Origin of the sequence: Gordonibacter pamelaeae (genome assembly GCF_003340385.1) — a bacterium.
Lineage (GTDB): Bacteria > Actinomycetota > Coriobacteriia > Coriobacteriales > Eggerthellaceae > Gordonibacter > Gordonibacter pamelaeae.
Window position 1 is genome coordinate 202,689 of sequence record NZ_PPTS01000005.1, and the last position, 17,374, is coordinate 220,062.

General features: G+C 67.2%; 12 protein-coding genes. 8 read left to right on the forward strand and 4 right to left on the reverse strand.

Going from position 1 to position 17,374, the window contains the following annotated elements; all coding sequences use genetic code 11:
* Positions 1-172: 172 nt before the first annotated feature.
* From C1877_RS09425 to rpsA, 5 genes are all read left to right on the forward strand, one after another.
* Positions 173-1,447 carry an ammonium transporter gene (locus C1877_RS09425; protein ID WP_015538960.1) on the forward strand — a complete coding sequence of 425 codons (1,275 nt, stop codon included), beginning with the start codon at positions 173-175 and terminating at the stop codon, positions 1,445-1,447.
* A gap of 184 nt (positions 1,448-1,631) precedes the next feature.
* A complete protein-coding gene (locus C1877_RS09430) occupies positions 1,632-1,970 on the forward strand; it encodes a P-II family nitrogen regulator (protein ID WP_015538959.1) in 339 nt (112 codons plus the stop codon).
* A gap of 199 nt (positions 1,971-2,169) precedes the next feature.
* Entirely contained in the window at positions 2,170-2,586 is a 417-nt protein-coding gene (locus C1877_RS09435) for a Fur family transcriptional regulator (RefSeq protein ID WP_015538958.1), read from the forward strand.
* A gap of 137 nt (positions 2,587-2,723) precedes the next feature.
* The gene (locus tag C1877_RS09440; protein ID WP_083808895.1) at positions 2,724-6,221 is read left to right on the forward strand and encodes a bifunctional diguanylate cyclase/phosphodiesterase; all 3,498 of its coding nucleotides are present in this window, start codon (positions 2,724-2,726) and stop codon (positions 6,219-6,221) included.
* Between the two features lie 213 nt (positions 6,222-6,434).
* Positions 6,435-7,658, forward strand: coding sequence for a 30S ribosomal protein S1 (gene rpsA / locus C1877_RS09445; protein ID WP_114569027.1), 1,224 nt, complete (start codon positions 6,435-6,437; stop codon positions 7,656-7,658).
* A 70-nt stretch (positions 7,659-7,728) separates the two neighbouring features.
* On the opposite strand, the gene C1877_RS09450 is transcribed toward rpsA, so the two are convergent.
* Positions 7,729-9,702, reverse strand: coding sequence for an acyltransferase family protein (locus C1877_RS09450; RefSeq protein WP_114569028.1), 1,974 nt, complete (start codon positions 9,700-9,702; stop codon positions 7,729-7,731).
* A gap of 199 nt (positions 9,703-9,901) precedes the next feature.
* Between C1877_RS09450 and mnmA the strand changes: the two genes are divergently transcribed.
* The 3 genes from mnmA to uvrB all read left to right on the forward strand — a co-directional run bounded on the left by mnmA (position 9,902) and on the right by uvrB (position 13,795).
* Positions 9,902-10,972 (forward strand): tRNA 2-thiouridine(34) synthase MnmA, encoded by a 1,071-nt coding sequence (gene mnmA / locus C1877_RS09455; protein ID WP_114569029.1) that lies wholly within the window; start codon positions 9,902-9,904, stop codon positions 10,970-10,972.
* The gene (coaE, locus tag C1877_RS09460; RefSeq protein ID WP_015538957.1) at positions 10,969-11,565 is read left to right on the forward strand and encodes a dephospho-CoA kinase; all 597 of its coding nucleotides are present in this window, start codon (positions 10,969-10,971) and stop codon (positions 11,563-11,565) included. The genes mnmA and coaE overlap by 4 nt, the downstream gene beginning before the upstream one ends.
* 61 nt (positions 11,566-11,626) lie before the next feature.
* Positions 11,627-13,795 carry an excinuclease ABC subunit UvrB gene (gene uvrB / locus C1877_RS09465; protein WP_015538956.1) on the forward strand — a complete coding sequence of 723 codons (2,169 nt, stop codon included), beginning with the start codon at positions 11,627-11,629 and terminating at the stop codon, positions 13,793-13,795.
* A gap of 34 nt (positions 13,796-13,829) precedes the next feature.
* Here uvrB and C1877_RS09470 read toward each other — a convergent pair whose 3' ends face one another.
* The 3 genes from C1877_RS09470 to C1877_RS09480 all read right to left on the reverse strand — a co-directional run bounded on the left by C1877_RS09470 (position 13,830) and on the right by C1877_RS09480 (position 17,318).
* Positions 13,830-15,131 carry an MFS transporter gene (locus C1877_RS09470; protein ID WP_114569030.1) on the reverse strand — a complete coding sequence of 434 codons (1,302 nt, stop codon included), beginning with the start codon at positions 15,129-15,131 and terminating at the stop codon, positions 13,830-13,832.
* A gap of 354 nt (positions 15,132-15,485) precedes the next feature.
* Positions 15,486-16,295: a glycoside hydrolase family 25 protein gene (locus C1877_RS09475; RefSeq protein WP_227155517.1), complete on the reverse strand. Its 810-nt coding sequence runs from the start codon at positions 16,293-16,295 to the stop codon at positions 15,486-15,488.
* Between the two features lie 276 nt (positions 16,296-16,571).
* Positions 16,572-17,318 carry a biosynthetic peptidoglycan transglycosylase gene (locus tag C1877_RS09480; protein WP_114569031.1) on the reverse strand — a complete coding sequence of 249 codons (747 nt, stop codon included), beginning with the start codon at positions 17,316-17,318 and terminating at the stop codon, positions 16,572-16,574.
* Positions 17,319-17,374 lie beyond the last annotated feature (56 nt).

Consider the following 17,374-nt stretch of genomic DNA (forward strand, 5'->3'; position numbering starts at 1 on the left):
CGGTGCCGCGGAGGCGCGTGTTTCCGTTCGGTAACGGGGATGCTTCCCGTCTGTTAAAAGGCGTTTTTGAACGCGTTAACAGTTGGGGGTCTCGCTTGGGACGATGGCGGGGCGGTGGGATCATCGGACGCGTAACCGGAAAAGCGTTCGCATGAGAAGGAGGTAGAGGCACATGTTCGACACAGGATCGACGGGTTTCATGCTGGTATGCGCGATGCTCGTCTTGCTGATGACGCCGGGGTTGGCGTTCTTCTACGGAGGTTTGAGCCGTCGCAAGAACGTTGTGAACACGATGCTCATGTCGTTTGCGGTGCTCGGCATCGTGGGCGTCACCTGGACGGTGTGCGGGTGGTCGTTCGCATACGGTGGGGACGGGTCGCTTCCGTTCTTCGGAGGCTTCGACCAGATCGGCCTCACGGGGTTGGTGGCCGGCATCACGGGCGAAGCCCCCGAAGCACTGAGCCACGACGCGTACCCCGCGATGGCCGACGTGGTGTTCCAGCTGGCGTTCTGCATGATCACCACGGCCATCATCACGGGCGCGGTGGCCGGGCGCGTGAAGTTCGGCGCGGTGTGCGCGTTCGTGGCGGTGTGGACCGTCGTGGTGTACCCGCCGCTCGCCCACATGGTGTGGGGCGGCGAGGGCAGCCTCGTGGGCGAGGTCATCGGCGCGCTCGACTTCGCGGGCGGCGACGTGGTGCATATCTCGTCGGGCCTCACGGGCCTGATCCTCTGCGTTATCGCGGGTAGGCGGCGCGGGTTCGGCATGATCAGCTACCGTCCCCACAACGTGCCGTTCGTGGCGCTGGGCGCGACGCTTCTGTGGTTCGGATGGTTCGGCTTCAACGCGGGCTCCGAGTTCGCCCCCGACGGCGTGGCCGCGCTCGCGCTCGTGAACACCGTGGTGGCCTCGGGCGCGGCGCTCGTGTCGTGGCTGGTCGTCGAGCGCGTGCGGGTCGGCAAGCCCACGCTCGTGGGCGCGGCGACGGGTTTGGTGGCCGGACTCGTGGTCATCACGCCGGCAGCGGGCTTCGTGGAGCCGTGGGCAGCGGCGGCGATGGGCGTCGTCGTGTCGCCCGTGTGCTACGCCGCCGTCTCGCTCCTCAAGCGCAGGCTCGGCTACGACGACGCGCTCGACGCCTTCGGCATCCACGCGGTCGGCGGCATCACCGGCGGCCTTCTGACCGGGCTGTTCTGCGTGCCCGAGCTGTCATGGACCGACTTCGGCGGCCTGCTCTACACCGGCGACCCCACGCTCTTGGGCGCGCAGGCGCTCGGCATCCTGGTGACGGTCGTGTTCGTGGGCGTGCTCGACGTGGTGCTCGGCTTCATCGTGAAGGCGTGCTTCAAGGGCAGCCTGCGCGTGAGCGAGGCCGAGGAGGCGCAGGGCCTCGACGTGGCCGCGCACGGCGAGAGCGCGTACCCGGCGTACGTAGGTCTGGACTGAGGTTCCGCCGTTCTGCCGAACGGCGGAACGGGCCGACGCTGCGGGACCCCGTGTCGCACCGCCTCGCCGCTTTTGCGCTTTCCCTCACGTGCGAAGCACGCTCGGCCGCGCAACACGGCGATTCGGCACACCACGAGGCCCCTCGCTGACTTTGACGAACCGGTGATTGCAAAGGAGTTGTTACATGAAGAAGATCACGGCCATCGTGCGGCCCGAGAAGCTCGAGCCGCTCAAGGAGGCGCTGTTCGCCGCGCAGGTGGGCGGCATGACCATCAGCCAGGTGCAGGGCTGCGGCAGCCAGCACGGCTGGAAGGAGTACTACCGCGGCACCGAGGTCCTGCTGAACATGATTCCCAAGGTGAAGTTCGAGCTCGTGGCAGCCGACGACCAGGTGCAGTCCCTCGTCGGCCTCATCCGCGCCACGGCGCGCACCGGCGAGGTGGGGGACGGCAAGATATTCATCTTCCCGGTGGAGGAGGTGGTGCGCATCCGCACCGGCGAGACGGGGGAGGCGGCCGTGTAGGCGCCCTCCTCGCGCGGCCCTTCCAGTGCACGCGAGCCGCGGCGCGTACGTGGGAGGGCCGCAGGGGCGCAGGGCCCCGGTTGTGGATGTTCTCGGGAGGCACGGCGCGGTTCGGCGCGGCGCCTTGCCATTTCCTACTAATGATATATAATCCTAATTAATCAATAGTACGGTTAGATACGCGAACGACAGGACCATCATGGCAACGCAGACCGCAGAGCGCGCGACGACGCGCAACACCATCCAGCGAGCGCTCGTCTTGGAGGCGGTGCGATCGCTGCACAACCATCCGACTTCCGCCGACGTGTACGAGGTGGTGCGCGAGAAGCACCCGAACATCTCGCGCGCAACGGTGTACCGCAACCTCGGCGTGCTCGCGAACCGCGGCGAGGTGCTGCGCGTGGAGGTGCCCAACGGCGCCGACCGCTACGACTTCCTCAACCGGCCGCACTACCACGCGAAGTGCCGCGTGTGCGGCGGCGTGTTCGACGTGGACATGCCGTACCAAAGCGACATCCTGGCGAAGGTCTCCGACGCGCACGGGTTCGCCATCGAGGAACACGAGATCATCTTCAACGGCGTGTGCTCGGAGTGCCGGAAAGCCGAAGGCCGCTGACCTTCGGATCTGCTGCAGGTTCCTCGCATGCCGTCGTCCATCCCCGGTTTTCCCAGTGGCGCACCCTGCGGAAAAGGTCTAGTATGGCTCGACAACGGTTACGCCTCGGCGGGCGTTGACGACTAAGGGCGGCGCGCGTGTTCGAATACATGGATGACATCTCCGAGGTCGTGTACGTGGCGGATATCGAGACGCACGAGCTGCTCTACCTGAACGATTCGGGGAAGCGCCTGTCAGACGTCGATGCCATCGAGGGCAAGACATGCCACGCCGTGCTGCAGCGCCGCGACGCGCCGTGCGACTTCTGCACCAACGACCGTCTCTCCTTCGACGAGAACTACACGTGGGAGCACGTCAACCCCATCACCGGGCATCGCTACCTGCTGAAAGACCGCCTCATCGACTGGGAGGGACGTCCGGCCCGCCTCGAGGTGGCGCTCGACATGACGGCGAGCCAGACGGGCGAGGAGGACCTGCGCCGTGCGCTCGACGCCGAGGGCATGGTGCTTCAGTGCGCGCACGACCTGTACGGCGCGAGCGACGTCGAGACGGCGGCCCGTGGAATGCTCGACCGCGTGGGAGCCTACCTCATGGCCGAGCGCATCCGCTTCTTCCGCCTGGACGGCAACCTGCTCTCGGCCACGTTCGAATGGCGCGCCGACGGCAGCCCCCGGGTCGTCGACGACCTGCGCGGCTTGGACGCCTCGCTCATCGAACGTTGGCGCCGCCGCTTCGACGAGGGCGGCTGCCTCATCATCGAGAGCGTGGAGGGCCTGCCCACCTCCTGCGCGGCCGAGCGCGCCTTTTTGCAGGAGCAGGGCGTCTCCTCCCTCGTGGCGGTTCCCTTGGAGCGGCAGGGCCGCGTCGTGGGCTTCCTGGCCATCGAGAACCCGTCCGCATCGCTCGTTCGCAACATCGCCTCGCCGCTCAAGACGCTCGGCTACTTCTTCATGACCACGGTCTCGCGCATCGGAAACGAGCACCGCCTCACCTCGCTGAGCTTCCGCGATGACCTGACCGGGTTGTATAACCGCAACCGCTACCTAGGCGACGTTGAGCGCCTCGGCGGCGGCACCGGCCCGCTGGGCATCCTCTTCCTCGATGTGAACGACCTCAAGGTGGTGAACGACCGCTACGGCCACGAGTGCGGCGACCGCCTGCTACGCTTCTGCGCGGAGATGATGCGCGGTGCGTTCGAGGGTGCGAGCCTGTACCGCATCGGCGGCGACGAGTTCGTGGCCCTGGCGCCCGGGGTGGACGAGGCGGCCTTCGGGCGCATGGTGGAGAATCTGAACAGGGCGTTCGCCAACGAGTGCGACCGAGTGGGACTCGAGGAGGGGACGGCCGAGCGCTTCGTGTCGCTGGGGACGCAATGGGCCGAGAACCCCTCCGACGTGCGGGCCATGCTCCTGGCGGCCGATGCCCAGATGTACGAGCGCAAGCGGATGTTCCATCTTGGGAAGGCGCTGGTCGGCATGACGCCGGAGGTCCGCGATGCCGCAGCCGGCGCCTCGCCGCTGATCCCCTTCGACGACAACGCGCTTCTGCGCGAGTACAACATGCTCATGAGCGCGATGCACGTGAGCGTGAGCAAGCACCTGTTCACCGAGAAGTTCGAGGTGGTGTGGGCGAACGACTTCTACTACGAGATGACGGGCTACACGCGCGAGGAGTACGTCGCGCTGTTCAACAACAACTGCGCCGACTACTTCGCCGATTTCCCCGAGGTGTTCGAGGAGCTGAGCGCCGCGGTCATGGGGGCCGTCGCCGCGGGCAAGCCCGGCTACGAGTGCCTGCTCCAGATGCCGCAGAAGAACGGCAGCCGCCTGTGGATCCGGGTCGTGGGCCTGTTCACCAGCGAGAAGGTGGACGGCGTTCCCGTCATCTACGCCACGTTCACCGGCGTGAACGACGTGGTGCAGATGGAGCAGGAACGCTCCATCACCTACGACAACCTGCCCGGTTTCGTCGCGCGCTACCGGGTGGCCGAGGACGGCCTGCGCCTTCTGTGGGGCAACGAGCGCTTCGAGGAGTTCTTCGGCGCGGTGGGCGAGGGCGGGGCCGAGAGCCTGTTCCACCTCAACATCGAGGCCAACGCACACGCCATCGGGTCGCGGTTCGCCAGCTTCCGACGGGGCGAGCCCGCCTCGTTCGAGATCGAGGCAATCGGGCGCTCCGGGCAGCGGGCGTACTTCACCGTGGTGGGGAACTGCATCGACTGGCTGGAGGGCGACCCGGTCTACCTCGTGCTGTACCTCGACACGACCGAGATCACCGAGCAGAGACGCCTGGTGGAGGAGGCGAACAGGAAGCTGGAGCGCCTGGCCTTCGTCGATCCCGTCACCCAGGGGCGCAACCGCACGAGCTTCGAATTGGACGCGGCCGCCTCCCTGGCCGCCGCGCCGGCCGGCTCCTTCGCGCTCGTGTCCATGGACATCCAGAAGTTCAAAGTAGTGAACGACCAGTTCGGCGTGGAAAGCGGCAACCGGGTGCTCTCCTACGTCCACGACCGCCTCCTGTCGTGCCTCGAGGAGGGGGAGTACGTGGCCCGCATCTCGGCGGACCAGTTCAACCTGCTGCTCAAGGCGGGTACCGAAGAGGCGCTCGAGGCGCGCATCGAGCGCATGGCCCGCGTCGTGAACGACGGCCTCGCTTTCGACGAGGGACGCACCTACCTGCTCACCATGACGGCCGGCGTGTGCATGGTCGACGACCCCGCGCTGCCCCTCATGCAGATACGCGACCGGGCGAACGTGGCCCGCAAGAAGGTGGGCGAGGGCGCCGGGGGCGGCCGTCTGTGCGCATGCCGGTTCTACAGCAGCGAGGACAGCCTGCAGCTTTCCGCCGAGAAGGAGATCGAGAACCGCATGCGAGCGGCGCTCGATGCCGGGGAGTTCGCGATCTACCTGCAGCCGAAGCTCGACCTGCGCACGGATGCGGTCGTGGGCGCCGAGGCGCTCGTGCGGTGGATCGACCCGGTGCGGGGCCTCGTGCCGCCGAGCGACTTCATCCCGCTGTTCGAGCGCAACGGCTTCGTGGTCGACCTCGACCTGTGCGTGTTCGAGCAGGTGTGCGCCCTGCTGCGCGCCTGGATCGACGGGGGCCGACGCCCGGTCGTCCTGTCGGTGAACATGTCGCGCGCCCACCTTGCCGACCCCTGCTTCCTCGGGCGCTACGAGGAGATCCGCCGGCGCCACGACGTGCCCGCCTCGCTCATCGAGATCGAGCTGACGGAGACGCTCGTGTTCGAGGACCCCGTCGGGCTCGGGCGCGTCATCGACGAGCTCCACGCCGCCGGTTACAGCTGCTCCATGGACGACTTCGGCAGCGGCTACTCCTCGCTCAACGTGCTGAAGGACATCGATGTTGACGTGCTGAAGCTGGACCGGGTGTTCTTCGATGCCGTTGATGCGGACACCGGGCGGGGCGCGGCCATCGTGGACATCGTCATCGAGCTGGCGCGCCGCCTGCGCATGCGGACGGTGGCCGAAGGCGTGGAGACGCGGGAGCAGGCGGCGTTCCTCAAGCGCGCGGGGTGCGACATGATCCAGGGCTACCTGTTCTCGCGCCCGGTCCCGCCCGTCGAGTTCGAGCGGCTTGCCTTCGGCGACTCCTTCGGCAACGGCGAGAAATAATCGTGGGGCCTTTCGAATAGTGCTGCAGGGGTTGTTTCCCGTGTGCTATACTAATACGGCTTATCGGGAATAAGCCCGTAAGCGCAGGTAACTGTAGGCCCCCGAGACATGTTTTTGTTGCACAGCTGAGCGAGCAAGCTTTTGCAGAGCGAACATGGTGTAAGCAATCAATCATGACGAAGGGTCCCCGAGAAAGTTTGAAAGGGGTCCGTTTTGACCGACATCAAGAACACGTCCGTCATCGACTTCAGCGACATCTCCGACGAGCAGATGAACGAGATGATCGACGGCACGCTGACCGAGTTCGACGAGGGCGACCTGGTCGACGGCACGGTCGTCAAGATCGAGCACGACGAGGTGCTCGTGGACATCGGCTTCAAGAGCGAGGGCGTCATCCCCTCCCGCGAGCTGTCCATCCGCAAGGACGCCGACCCGTCCGACATCGTGGAGCTGGGCGAGAAGATCGAAGCCCTCGTGCTCCAGAAGGAGGACAAGGACGGCCGCCTGATCCTCTCCAAGAAGCGCGCCGAGTACGAGCGTGCGTGGATCCGCGTCGAAGAGAAGTTCAAGGCCGGCGAAGTGGTCACGGGCGAGGTCATCGAAGTCGTCAAGGGCGGCCTGATCCTCGACATCGGCCTGCGCGGCTTCCTGCCGGCGTCGCTGGTCGACCTCCGTCGCGTCAAGGACCTCGACATGTACCTCAACACCGAGATCGAGGCCCGCGTCATCGAGATGGACCGCAACCGCAACAACGTCGTGCTGTCCCGCCGCGTGCTGCTGGAGGAGGGCCGCAAGAACGAGCGCGCCGAGATCCTGGCGAAGCTCTCGAAGGGCATGCGCCTCAAGGGCACCGTCTCCTCGATCGTCGACTTCGGCGCCTTCGTCGACCTCGGCGGCATCGATGGCCTGGTGCACATCTCCGAGCTGTCCTGGAACCACGTCAACCACCCCTCCGAGGTCGTCAAGGTGGGCGACGAGGTGGAGGTCGAGGTGCTCGACGTCGACCTGCAGCGCGAGCGTATCTCGCTCGGCCTCAAGCAGACGACGGAGGATCCGTGGATCAAGCTCGTCGAGAGCTACCCGGTGGGCACCATCGTCGACGGCAAGGTGACGAAGATCGTGCCGTTCGGCGCGTTCATCGAGCTGGGCCAGTCCATCGAGGGCCTGGTGCACATCTCCGAGATGTCGCAGCGCCACATCGACACCCCCGCCCAGGTCGTTAAGGCCGGCGACGAGGTGAAGGTCAAGGTCATGGAGATCAACCCCGAGCGTCGCCGCATCTCCCTGTCCATGAAGGCCGCCGCCGAGGAGCTGGGCTTCGAGATCGAGGTGGATGAGTCCATCCAGGCTGAGGAGAAGCCGGCCAAGAAGAAGGCCGAGAAGAAGGAAGAGGCCGCCCCGGCCGAGGCTCCTGCCGAGGAGCCGGCTGCGGAGTAGGGTTTCCCGCTGCAAGCACGAGGGCCTCTCGCATCGCGCGAGGGGCCCTCGCTTTTTTGTGGCGACCCGCCTAGCGCCGGATGGGGCTGAGGAGGTTGCGGGATGCCGCATCCAGGGCGGAGCGGTAGGCTCCCGTGATTTCGGCGAGGGCCAGGTCGGCGGAGGTTTGCACGGTAGGCTGCGCGGCGTCATCGGCATGCTGCGGCAGGTAGTCGGCCACGGCGTCGTACACGAGGTCGACATAGACGTGCGCGCCCTCCTCGGTCAGATGGGTGCCGTCGCCGTCGAAGAGCTCGTCGCGCCCCGAGCTCGCACCGAACCAATCGATGAGGTGCACGTTGCCGTAGCGTTCGGCGGCGCTTGCCAGCACGTCGTTCGTGGAGGATACCCAGTCTTGGGGGCTGCGGGTGTTCACGAGCCAGAGCTGCTTGTCGGCTCCCACGTCGGCGACGATCTCGTCCAGCTGACCATCGGTGGCCGGGCCGTTCGTGCCCAGCGCCAGCACGACGATGCCGCCTACGAGGCCCTGGTCGCGATACGAGTCGTACACTTCTTGTCCCACGTAGATCTGGCGGTTCACGGCGGCGTCGATGGCGCCGTGGGGGAAGCGCTCTTGGAAGTAGGGAATGGAGCGCACCGATACCGAGTCGCCGATCATGAGCACGTCGAGCTTCGGCTGCTCGTCGGCGACCGGTGCGGAGCCGCTGGACGCCTGCGAGGGCCCTTCCTCCTGCGGCTGCCCCGAGGGCTCCGCCTGTGCCTGGCCCGAGGGGGCGGCCTGGCCCTGCTCGGCCTGTTTCAGCAGGTCGCCTCCCTCCAAGGCCGAGGTGGGCGGTACGAGCGCCAGCCCGCCTGCGGCCACGACCACGAGCGCGCCGGCGCCCACGGCGCCCACGGCGTGCGTGCGCAGCCAGTCCGGCAGCGACGCCTCGCCCGAGCGAATCTTCTTCACCAGGCGGCCGAAGGCCCCGTGGCGGAAGGGGTTCTCCACGAAGCGGTACGACAGCGCAGCGCAGCCGAACACGGCCGCCAGCTGCAGCAGGTAGAGCCACCAGGGCGTGTCGCCGATGCCGCCCGGGTCCATGAGCAGCAGCAACGGGTAGTGCCACAGGTATATGCCGTAGCTGCGCTTGCCTATCCACACGAGCGGCCTCGCGCCCGCGACGCGCCCGATGACGCTGGCCGGATGCACCATGACCGCGATGACCACGGCGGTGAGCACCGAGCACAGCACGAGCCCGCCCCGGTACAGGAAGGGCGAGAACCCGTTCGAGAACACCACCAGCAGCAGCAAGCCCGCGAGCGCCGCGGCCCCCACGCCGTCGAGCACGGAGCGCTCGCGCTTCGTCAGGCGCACGCCGCTTTTGGCGCCCAACAGGTGCGACGGCCACACGAACGCCAGCCATGCACCGATGAGCAGCGAGAATGCGCGGGTGTCGGTGCCGTAGTACACGCGGCTCGGGTCGGCGGCGGGGTTGAACAGCAGCGCCATCTCCAGCGCGGAGAGCGCGGCCAGCACGAGCACGGCATTGCGCACGGTGCCCTTCTTCGCCCCCAGCTTCAACGCGGCGAACAGCGCCACGGGCCACACGAGGTAGAACTGCTCCTCGATGGCCAGCGACCAGAAGTGCGCAAGCGGCGACGGAGCGCCGAGCGCTTCGAAGTAGGACACGTCGTGGAATATCTGCCACCAGTTGTTGAAGAAGAGCAGGGACGGCAGGACGTCGGGGCGCATCTTCGTGAGCAGGGCGTGGTTGAACAGGGTGCAGAGCACGGCCGTGCAAACGATGACGAGCACGATGGCGGGCACGAGCCGCCGGATGCGGCGCAGCCAGAAGTGCGGCAGGTCGATCTTGCCGGTATCGTCGTACTCGATGAGCAGCAAGCTGGTTATAAGGTAACCCGACAGCACGAAGAAGACGGTGACGCCCAGCAGGCCGCCGGGCGCCCAGGGCATGCGCATATGGTAGGCGATGACGGCGAGTACGGCGAAAGCCCGCAGGCCGTCGAGCGCCGGTATATAGCGAGACTTCGAGCCTGACACGTGCGATCCCCCTTGCTGTGTTTGCGGTCGATGCGCGGGATGCGCAGGATCCAGTATAGCGCTCCGCCGAGCGCCGAGAGCGTATCATACCGCGCTGCGGCTGTTCTGCGTAGGCTCTTCACGTATAGTTGAAGCGCTGCGCTGCACGGGCATCGCTTCCTTTATACTGGCGACGAAAGAAGATGCAAAAGGAGGGAAGATGGCAACGGGTGAGAACGGCGCACGGCGCGTTGCGCTGGGCATGAGCGGCGGGGTGGACAGCGCGGTATCCGCCGCACTGCTTATGCGCGCAGGCTACGAAGTGGTAGGCGTCACCTGCCGCTTCACCGACGATGCGGCGGCCGACCGCGCCGTCGGCGACGCGGCGGCGGTGTGCGCCCGGCTGGGCCTGCGCCATGTGGAGTGGGACTGCGCCGCCCTGTTCGAGAGCGCGGTGGTCCAGCCGTTCGTGGATGCCTACGCGGCGGGCCTCACGCCGAGCCCTTGCGTGGGCTGCAACGCCTGCTGCAAGCTGCCCTCCCTGCTGGCTGCCGCCGACGAGCTGGGCTGCGAGTCGGTGGCCACCGGCCACTACGCCCGCATCGCGCAGCTTGCGGACAGCGGGCGCTACGTGGTGAAGTGCGCGCTCGACGCGCGCAAGGACCAGAGCTACATGCTGGCGCTGCTCTCCCAGGAGCAGCTGGCGCGCCTTGTGCTGCCGCTGGGCGGCACCACGAAGGCGGAGGTGCGCGTGCTGGCTGCCGACCTGGGGCTTCCCGTTGCCGAGAAACCCGAGAGCCAGGATGTGTGCTTTATCGAGGGTGATTATCGCGCGTTCCTGCGCGCGCGGGGCGTCGATGATCGGCCGGGCACCATCGTGGATTGCGCGGGTGCTGTGCTCGGCCGGCACGACGGGCTGGCCAACTACACGGTGGGGCAGCGCAAGGGCATCGGCGTAGCCGCGCCCGAGCCGTACTACGTGGTGGCCAAGCGGCCCGAGACGTGCGAGCTGGTGGTGGGATTCGCCGACGAGGCCCGCATCTCGAGCGTGCTGACGGGCCCGGTGAGGTGGCAGGCCCTCGCGTGCCTGGACGGGCCGCGTGCCGCCAGCGTGAAACTGCGGTACCGAAGCCGGGCCGTTCCGTGTATCATAGAGCCCGAACCCGAAGGGCGCGTTCGTGCAGTGCTGCGCGAGCCGCAGCCGACCACGGCGCCGGGACAGTTCGCCGTCTTCTCCGTGGGCGACACCGTGCTCGGAGGCGGCATGATCGAGGAGGTAGCATCGGTATGAAGAAGCTGTTCATCATCGGCGGCATGGGCGCCGGCAAGTCGACGGCCCGCAAGGCCCTTGTGGACGCAGGCCTGCCGTACATCGACCTCGACAAGGTGGGCCACGACGTGCTCGCTTGGGACACGGTGAGGGAAGAGCTGGTGGACACGTTCGGCGCCGACATCATGGACGGCGACGAGGTGAACCGCAAGGCGCTCGCCCACAAGGCGTTCGTGAGCCCTGCCGAGACGCGCAAGCTCAACCGCATCACCGTCCCGCGCATCGAGGACGCCTATCGCGACAAGGTGGCCGAGCTGGAGGCCGCGGGCCATCCGGCCGTGGTGGTGGAGCACTCCGTGTTCAAGAACCGCACGTCCTCGCTCGCCTACGATGCCGACGTGGTCATCGCCGTGCTGGCGCCGCTGGACGTGCGTATCGAGCGCGCCGTGGCGTCGGGCTTCGACGAGGCCGACGTGCGCCGCCGCATCGCCCGCCAGATCACCGATGCCGACCGCATCGAGGCCGCCGACGTGGTGTTCAACAACGACGGCACCCCCGAGGAACTGCACAACCAGGTGATAGCCTGGTGGGGGGAGTACCGCAAGGATCTGTAACAACTCAATAACGAACATCTGTTCATAATCGATGCGCTGTGCTACACTGGTTCCCTGACGTATGCGGGAAGGAGCTTACGTGGCGCATCTTTCGAATATCGAGGGCCTTGAGATGGAGGGCAAGCTGCCGGAGGTGCGGCTGGCAACGACGCCTCTCAAGGTGGTGTCGCCCTACGAGCCGTCGGGCGACCAGCCGCAGGCCATCGAGAAGCTGGCCCGCGGGGTCGAGGAGGGCCTGCGCTACCAGACGCTCCTGGGCGTGACGGGCTCGGGCAAGACGTTCACCATGGCCAAGACCATCGAGGCCGTGCAGAAACCCACGCTGGTCATGGCGCCGAACAAGACGCTCGCGGCCCAGCTGGCCAGCGAGCTGAAGGAGTTCTTCCCGAACAACTCCGTGGTGTACTTCGTGTCGTACTACGACTACTACCAGCCCGAGGCCTACGTGCCCTCGTCCGACACGTTCATCGAGAAGGACGCTTCCATCAACGAGGAGGTGGAGAAGCTGCGCCACGCGGCCACGTCGGCCTTGCTCTCGCGGCGCGACTGCATCGTGGTGGCCTCGGTGTCGTGCATCTACGGCATCGGCTCGCCCATGGACTATGCCGGCATGGCGGTGTTCGTGGACAAGCAGAAGGAGATGGACCGCGACGACGTCATCCACGAGCTCATCGACATCCAGTACGACCGCAACGACTACGAGCTGAAACGCGGCACGTTCCGCGTGCGCGGCGACAACCTGGACGTGTTCCCTCCCTATGCGGACAACCCGTTGCGCATCGAGTTCTGGGGCGACGAGATAGAGCGCATCGCGGAGGTGGACAACGTCACAGGCGAGGTGGTGAACGAGTTCGAGGCGCTGCCCATCTGGCCCGCGTCGCACTACGTGGCCACGCGCCCGAAGATGGACCGCGCGCTCGGCACCATCCGCGACGAGCTGCGCGAGCGCCTGCAGCAGTTCAAGGAGGAGGGCAAGCTGCTCGAGGCGCAGCGTTTGGAGATGCGCACGAACTACGACCTGGAGATGATGGAGACGATGGGCTTCTGCTCCGGCATCGAGAACTACTCGCGCCACATCGACGGGCGCTCGCCGGGCGAGCCGCCCTACACGCTCATCGACTACTTCCCGAAGGACTTCCTCTGCATCATCGACGAGAGCCACGTGACGGTGCCGCAGATCCGCGGCATGCACGAGGGCGACCGCTCGCGCAAGATCACGCTGGCCGAGCACGGGTTCCGCCTGCCCAGCTGCCTGGACAACCGCCCGCTGCGCTTCGACGAGTTCGAGGAGCGCATTCCGCAGTTCGTGTACGTCTCGGCCACGCCGGGCGACTACGAGCAGAAGGTGTCGCAGCAGCAGGTGGAGCAGATCATCCGCCCGACCGGCCTCTTGGACCCCGAGATCATCGTGCGCGGGAGCGCCTCGCAGATCGACGACATCATCGACGAGTCGAAGGACCGCGCCGCCCGTGACGAGCGCGTGCTCATCACCACGCTCACGAAGAAGATGGCGGAGGACCTGACCGACCACCTGCTGGACCAGGGCGTGAAGGCGCGTTACATGCATTCGGACATCGCCACGCTCGAGCGTGTGGAGATCCTGCGCGAGCTGCGCCAGGGCAAGTTCGACGTGCTTGTGGGCATCAACCTGCTGCGCGAGGGCCTGGACTTGCCCGAGGTGTCGCTCGTGGCCATCCTCGATGCCGACAAGGAGGGGTTCCTGCGCAACCACCGCTCGCTCATCCAGACCATCGGCCGCGCCGCCCGCAACGTGTCGGGCCAGGTGATCATGTACGCCGACAAGATAACCGACTCCATGGCCCTGGCCATCGACGAGACGAAGCGCCGCCGAACCATACAGATGCAGTACAACGAGGACCACGGCATTGAGCCGCAGACCATCCGCAAGGCCATCAACGACATCATGGACTACGTGACCGACGAGGTGGGCAACACCACAGCCGAGCAGGTGAACGCCGAGCTGGCCGCGCTCTCGCGCGAGGAGGTGCTGCGCATCATCGCCTCCATGGAGGACGAGATGGCCTCGGCATCCCAGAGCATGGACTACGAGGAGGCGGCCCGCCTGCGCGACCAGGTGGTCAAGCTGCGCGCGAGCGTGGAGGGCGCAAGCGAGGAGGACGTGCTGAAAGACTTGAAGAAGGGCGCCCGCAAGGGCAGCGCCTTCGGCAACCGCAAGAACGCCGCCTACGGATCGAGCCGCCGGTCGTAGCTGCTGGACGTGCGAGGTGCGGGCGCCCGTCGCGCTAGGCCTCGGCTTCCGCCGCCTGCCCGCTGGGCGCCTCCGGCTGGTCGGCCGGCGCGTGGTCGAGGGCGCGCACGCTCTTCGGAAGGTAGACGACCAGGCCCAGCACCAGGCAGATAGCGCCGTCCACCACGAAGAACGGGGCCACGCCGATGCTCTCGGCCAGCATGCCGCCGAGCGCGATGCCCACGGGGGAGGCAAGGCCCATGCCCGCCATGGCCAGGCCGAGCGCCCGCCCCGTCTTCTCCTCGGGCACGTTGCGCTGGATGAGCGTGATCAGCGGGCCGTTGAACCAGGCGCACGCCATGGCCATCACGGCGCACAGCGCGGCGAATGCCCAGAACATGTCCGGCGAGAGGAAGCCGCAGGCCATGGTCGTGGCACCCACGATGGCGGCGGCCACCGCGATGAGCCCGGCCAGGCGCTTGCCGCCGCCCCACGCCATGAGGACGACCGACCCCACCACCATACCCGCGCCGAACGCGGCCTCGATGAGCGACGCGGCGTAGCCGTCGCCGCCGAAGTGGTCGAAGGTCATGAGGGGGAAGATGGCGCCCAGCGGCGCGAACGCCACCATGCCGACGGTCACGCCCACGATGAGGATGACGAGGCCCCGGCTGGTCGACAGCGCGCGCCAGCCGTCGCGCAGGTTGGCCAGCACGTGCTGGTCCTCGGCCGTCTTGTCGATGACGGTGGGAATCTTCGCCAAGGCGAGCCCCGCCACGGCCGCGAGCGCGCCGAAGAAGTCCAGGAACATGACGGTGTGGAAGCCCAGCGTGGTGTACAGGAAGATGCCGAACGCCGGCGCGCCGATGGACGCCACGCTCATGAGCAGCTGGTCGAGCGTGTTGATGCGCAGCAGGTGCCGTTCCGGCACGAGGAGCGGCATGGCGGCCATCATGGCCGGCCCGTGGAACGCCTGGCCGATGCTGCGCACGATAACCAGTATCATGAGCAGGGCGAACGACACCTGCCCCAGCAAGATGGCCACGCCCAGGCCGAGCGACACCAAGCCGACGCCCAGGTCGGCCACGATCATGACGGTCTTGCGGTTGTGCTCGTCGGCGATGACGCCGCCGAAGGGCGAGAGCAGTCCCTGCGGCAGGTAGGCGCAGATGGCGGCGGCGGACAGCATGAGGGCGCTGCCGGTGGTCTCGGTGATGTACCACACCACCGCGTAGCCGGCGGCGTAGCTGGTTATCATGGACACGGCCTGGCCGATCCAGATGGTGGCGATGACGGCGAGCCAGCGTTTGGGAAGCGGATGGCCCGCGGCGCTCAGGGTCATGGCAGATTCGGTCATGGGAGGGAGCTCCTTCAAGGTCGATGTACTTGTCGGCCGCGCAACAAGTGTTGGGCGGTGTGCATTTCAGTGTGGGGTTGCGAACGCGGCCGCGCCAGCCATTTCGGTTGGCAATGAGGATGCAACGGGAAGTTGCGAGGGAATTCGGCGCGCGTGGGCGTGCCGACTACTGAAATACGTGATACATCGAAACAGAGCTCCTTGGTTGGTTCCAGTCCGCACAGTCTACTGGCGCGTTGGGGGCCTGTCAAGTACGAATGTGCGGTTTTTAGGATCAGGGCACCTCGCTCGGCGAGGGTTGCAACCGATTGTTGCGGTTAAGAACGCGGGCAGCCGGCTTCGGGCGACGCCGCGTCAGCCCACGGCATCAAAACGTATGTTCAGGTCCACGCGGGTGGATATGCCGGCCACCGTGCCGGTGCTCGTGTACTGCCACATGACGAAGTCGAACTGCCCGGTGGGCACGGCCACGTCGTACTCGGCGAACCACACCGGGCGGCCGTCGGGCACATCGCCGCCGAACCGGGCGATGTCGCGTTTGTTGCCGTACACGAGCGTGTCGTAGCCCGCCTGCTCGATGCGCTCGCAGAACGCGCGGGCGCAGGCGGCCAGCTCGGTGCCCGCGAGATGGTTCGCGCGGCCGGTTTCGTCTGAGACGGGCTCGTGGTCGAAGGCGACGGGCAGGTCGAGGGGGCGCCCGGCCAAGAGCCCGAGCACGAAGTCGGCCTCCTCGCGGGCCTCGTCGGGCGTGACGGCTTGCGAGAAGAAGTAGACGCCCGTGGCCAGGCCGGCTGCCTCGGCGCCGTCGACGTTCTCGGAGAAGCGCTCGTCGGCGTAGAGCGCGCCCTCGGTGTAGCCGCGGTTGCCTGCGCGCACGATGGCGAAGTCCACGCCATCGGCTGCCACGGCCGGCCAGTCGATGGCGCCCTGGTGGCTGGACACGTCAACGCCCAGATCGGAGCGCAGCTCGCCGTTCTCGTAGTAGGCGAGCCGGTCGCCGGTGCGTTCAAGGCCCTCCCAGTCGTAGGGGCTCGTGTACGCGGCCGGTGCCGCGGTGTGTGGGGTGCCGGCGCACCGCCCGGCCGTCAAGCCCGCTGCGAGGGCGAGCAGCGCCAGGGCGAACAGCCCGACGATGGCGCGCCGTGACGACGCACGTCTCTGCACCGGCCGTCGCCGGGGTGCAGGGGCTCCGGCTACATTGCGCCGCGGTGGCTTGGGCGGGAGGGTTCCTTTCGTGTTCATGCCCTCCATCCTAGCAAACCGCCGCGCGTCTCCGCCGACGCCCTCGCGCTGCCCATGCGAATATCAGAAGTTCCCGCCCCCTACACTGCCGCGCAGCGCCGTGCGCCCGCCTGCGCCGCGGGGCGGAGCGGGGAGAAGGCGCGAAGTTGGAGGAGAAGGGGGGGGGCAGGCGGCGGGCGGCAGGGGCGCAGGGCGCCCCTACGCCCCTGCGCCCTGTGCGCCGATGCGGCGGGCATCGGCTTCGTCGAGGTAGTCGTAGGCCACGAGCTTCTTCAGCACCTGGCACTGCCGCTGGCGGGCGAGGTCGGGGTTCTCGGAGAGCGCGTAGGCGCTCGGCGCGTTGGGGATGCCGGCCAGGAGCGTGCACTCGCCTGCGTCGAGCGCGCCCGGCTCCTTGCCGAAGTAGCCGACGCTGGCATTGCCGATGCCCTCGTAGCCGTCGCCGAAGTAGATGGAGTTCACGTACAGCTCCAGTATCTCCCGCTTCGTGAAGCGCTGCTCCATGGTCAGCGCCATGAACACCTCGGCCACCTTGCGCTCGACGGTCTGCTCCTGCGTGAAGTACTGGTTCTTCGCCAGCTGCTGCGTGATGGTGCTGCCGCCCTCCACGATCGCCCCGGCCTTGAGGTCGTCCACGAGGGCTCGTCCGGTGGCGATGACGTCGAAGCCCGGGTGGGCGTAGAACCGGTGGTCCTCTACGGCCACGACTGCCTGCAGGTACAGGTCGGGCAGCTCCTGGATGGGCGTGAAGCCGGATGCGCTCTCGATGCGCTGCTCCATCTCGTCCAGCGGGAGCGCGGCCAGGGCCTCGCGGTACTGGTTGAAGCCGCGTGCCACGAAGAACGTGGCGGCGAGCGCCACCAGGACGATGACGAATATCAGCAGGTTTCCGACAAGCCGTGCGACCGGCCGGTCCGGGGTGGTGCGCTGCATGCTCGGTGCCATGGCGGTGCCTTTCCCTTGCCTTGTTTCCCTACGCTTTCCGTTATACCAAGCCTTCC

Coding starts and splice junctions, on each gene's coding strand:
- C1877_RS09430 (WP_015538959.1), top strand. CDS start 1,632: ATGAAGAAGATCACGGCCATCGTGCGGCCCGAGAAGCTCGAGCCGCTC.
- C1877_RS09480 (WP_114569031.1), bottom strand. CDS start 17,318: ATGGCACCGAGCATGCAGCGCACCACCCCGGACCGGCCGGTCGCACGG.
- mnmA (WP_114569029.1), top strand. CDS start 9,902: ATGGCAACGGGTGAGAACGGCGCACGGCGCGTTGCGCTGGGCATGAGC.
- uvrB (WP_015538956.1), top strand. CDS start 11,627: ATGCGGGAAGGAGCTTACGTGGCGCATCTTTCGAATATCGAGGGCCTT.
- C1877_RS09435 (WP_015538958.1), top strand. CDS start 2,170: ATGGCAACGCAGACCGCAGAGCGCGCGACGACGCGCAACACCATCCAG.
- C1877_RS09470 (WP_114569030.1), bottom strand. CDS start 15,131: ATGACCGAATCTGCCATGACCCTGAGCGCCGCGGGCCATCCGCTTCCC.
- C1877_RS09425 (WP_015538960.1), top strand. CDS start 173: ATGTTCGACACAGGATCGACGGGTTTCATGCTGGTATGCGCGATGCTC.
- coaE (WP_015538957.1), top strand. CDS start 10,969: ATGAAGAAGCTGTTCATCATCGGCGGCATGGGCGCCGGCAAGTCGACG.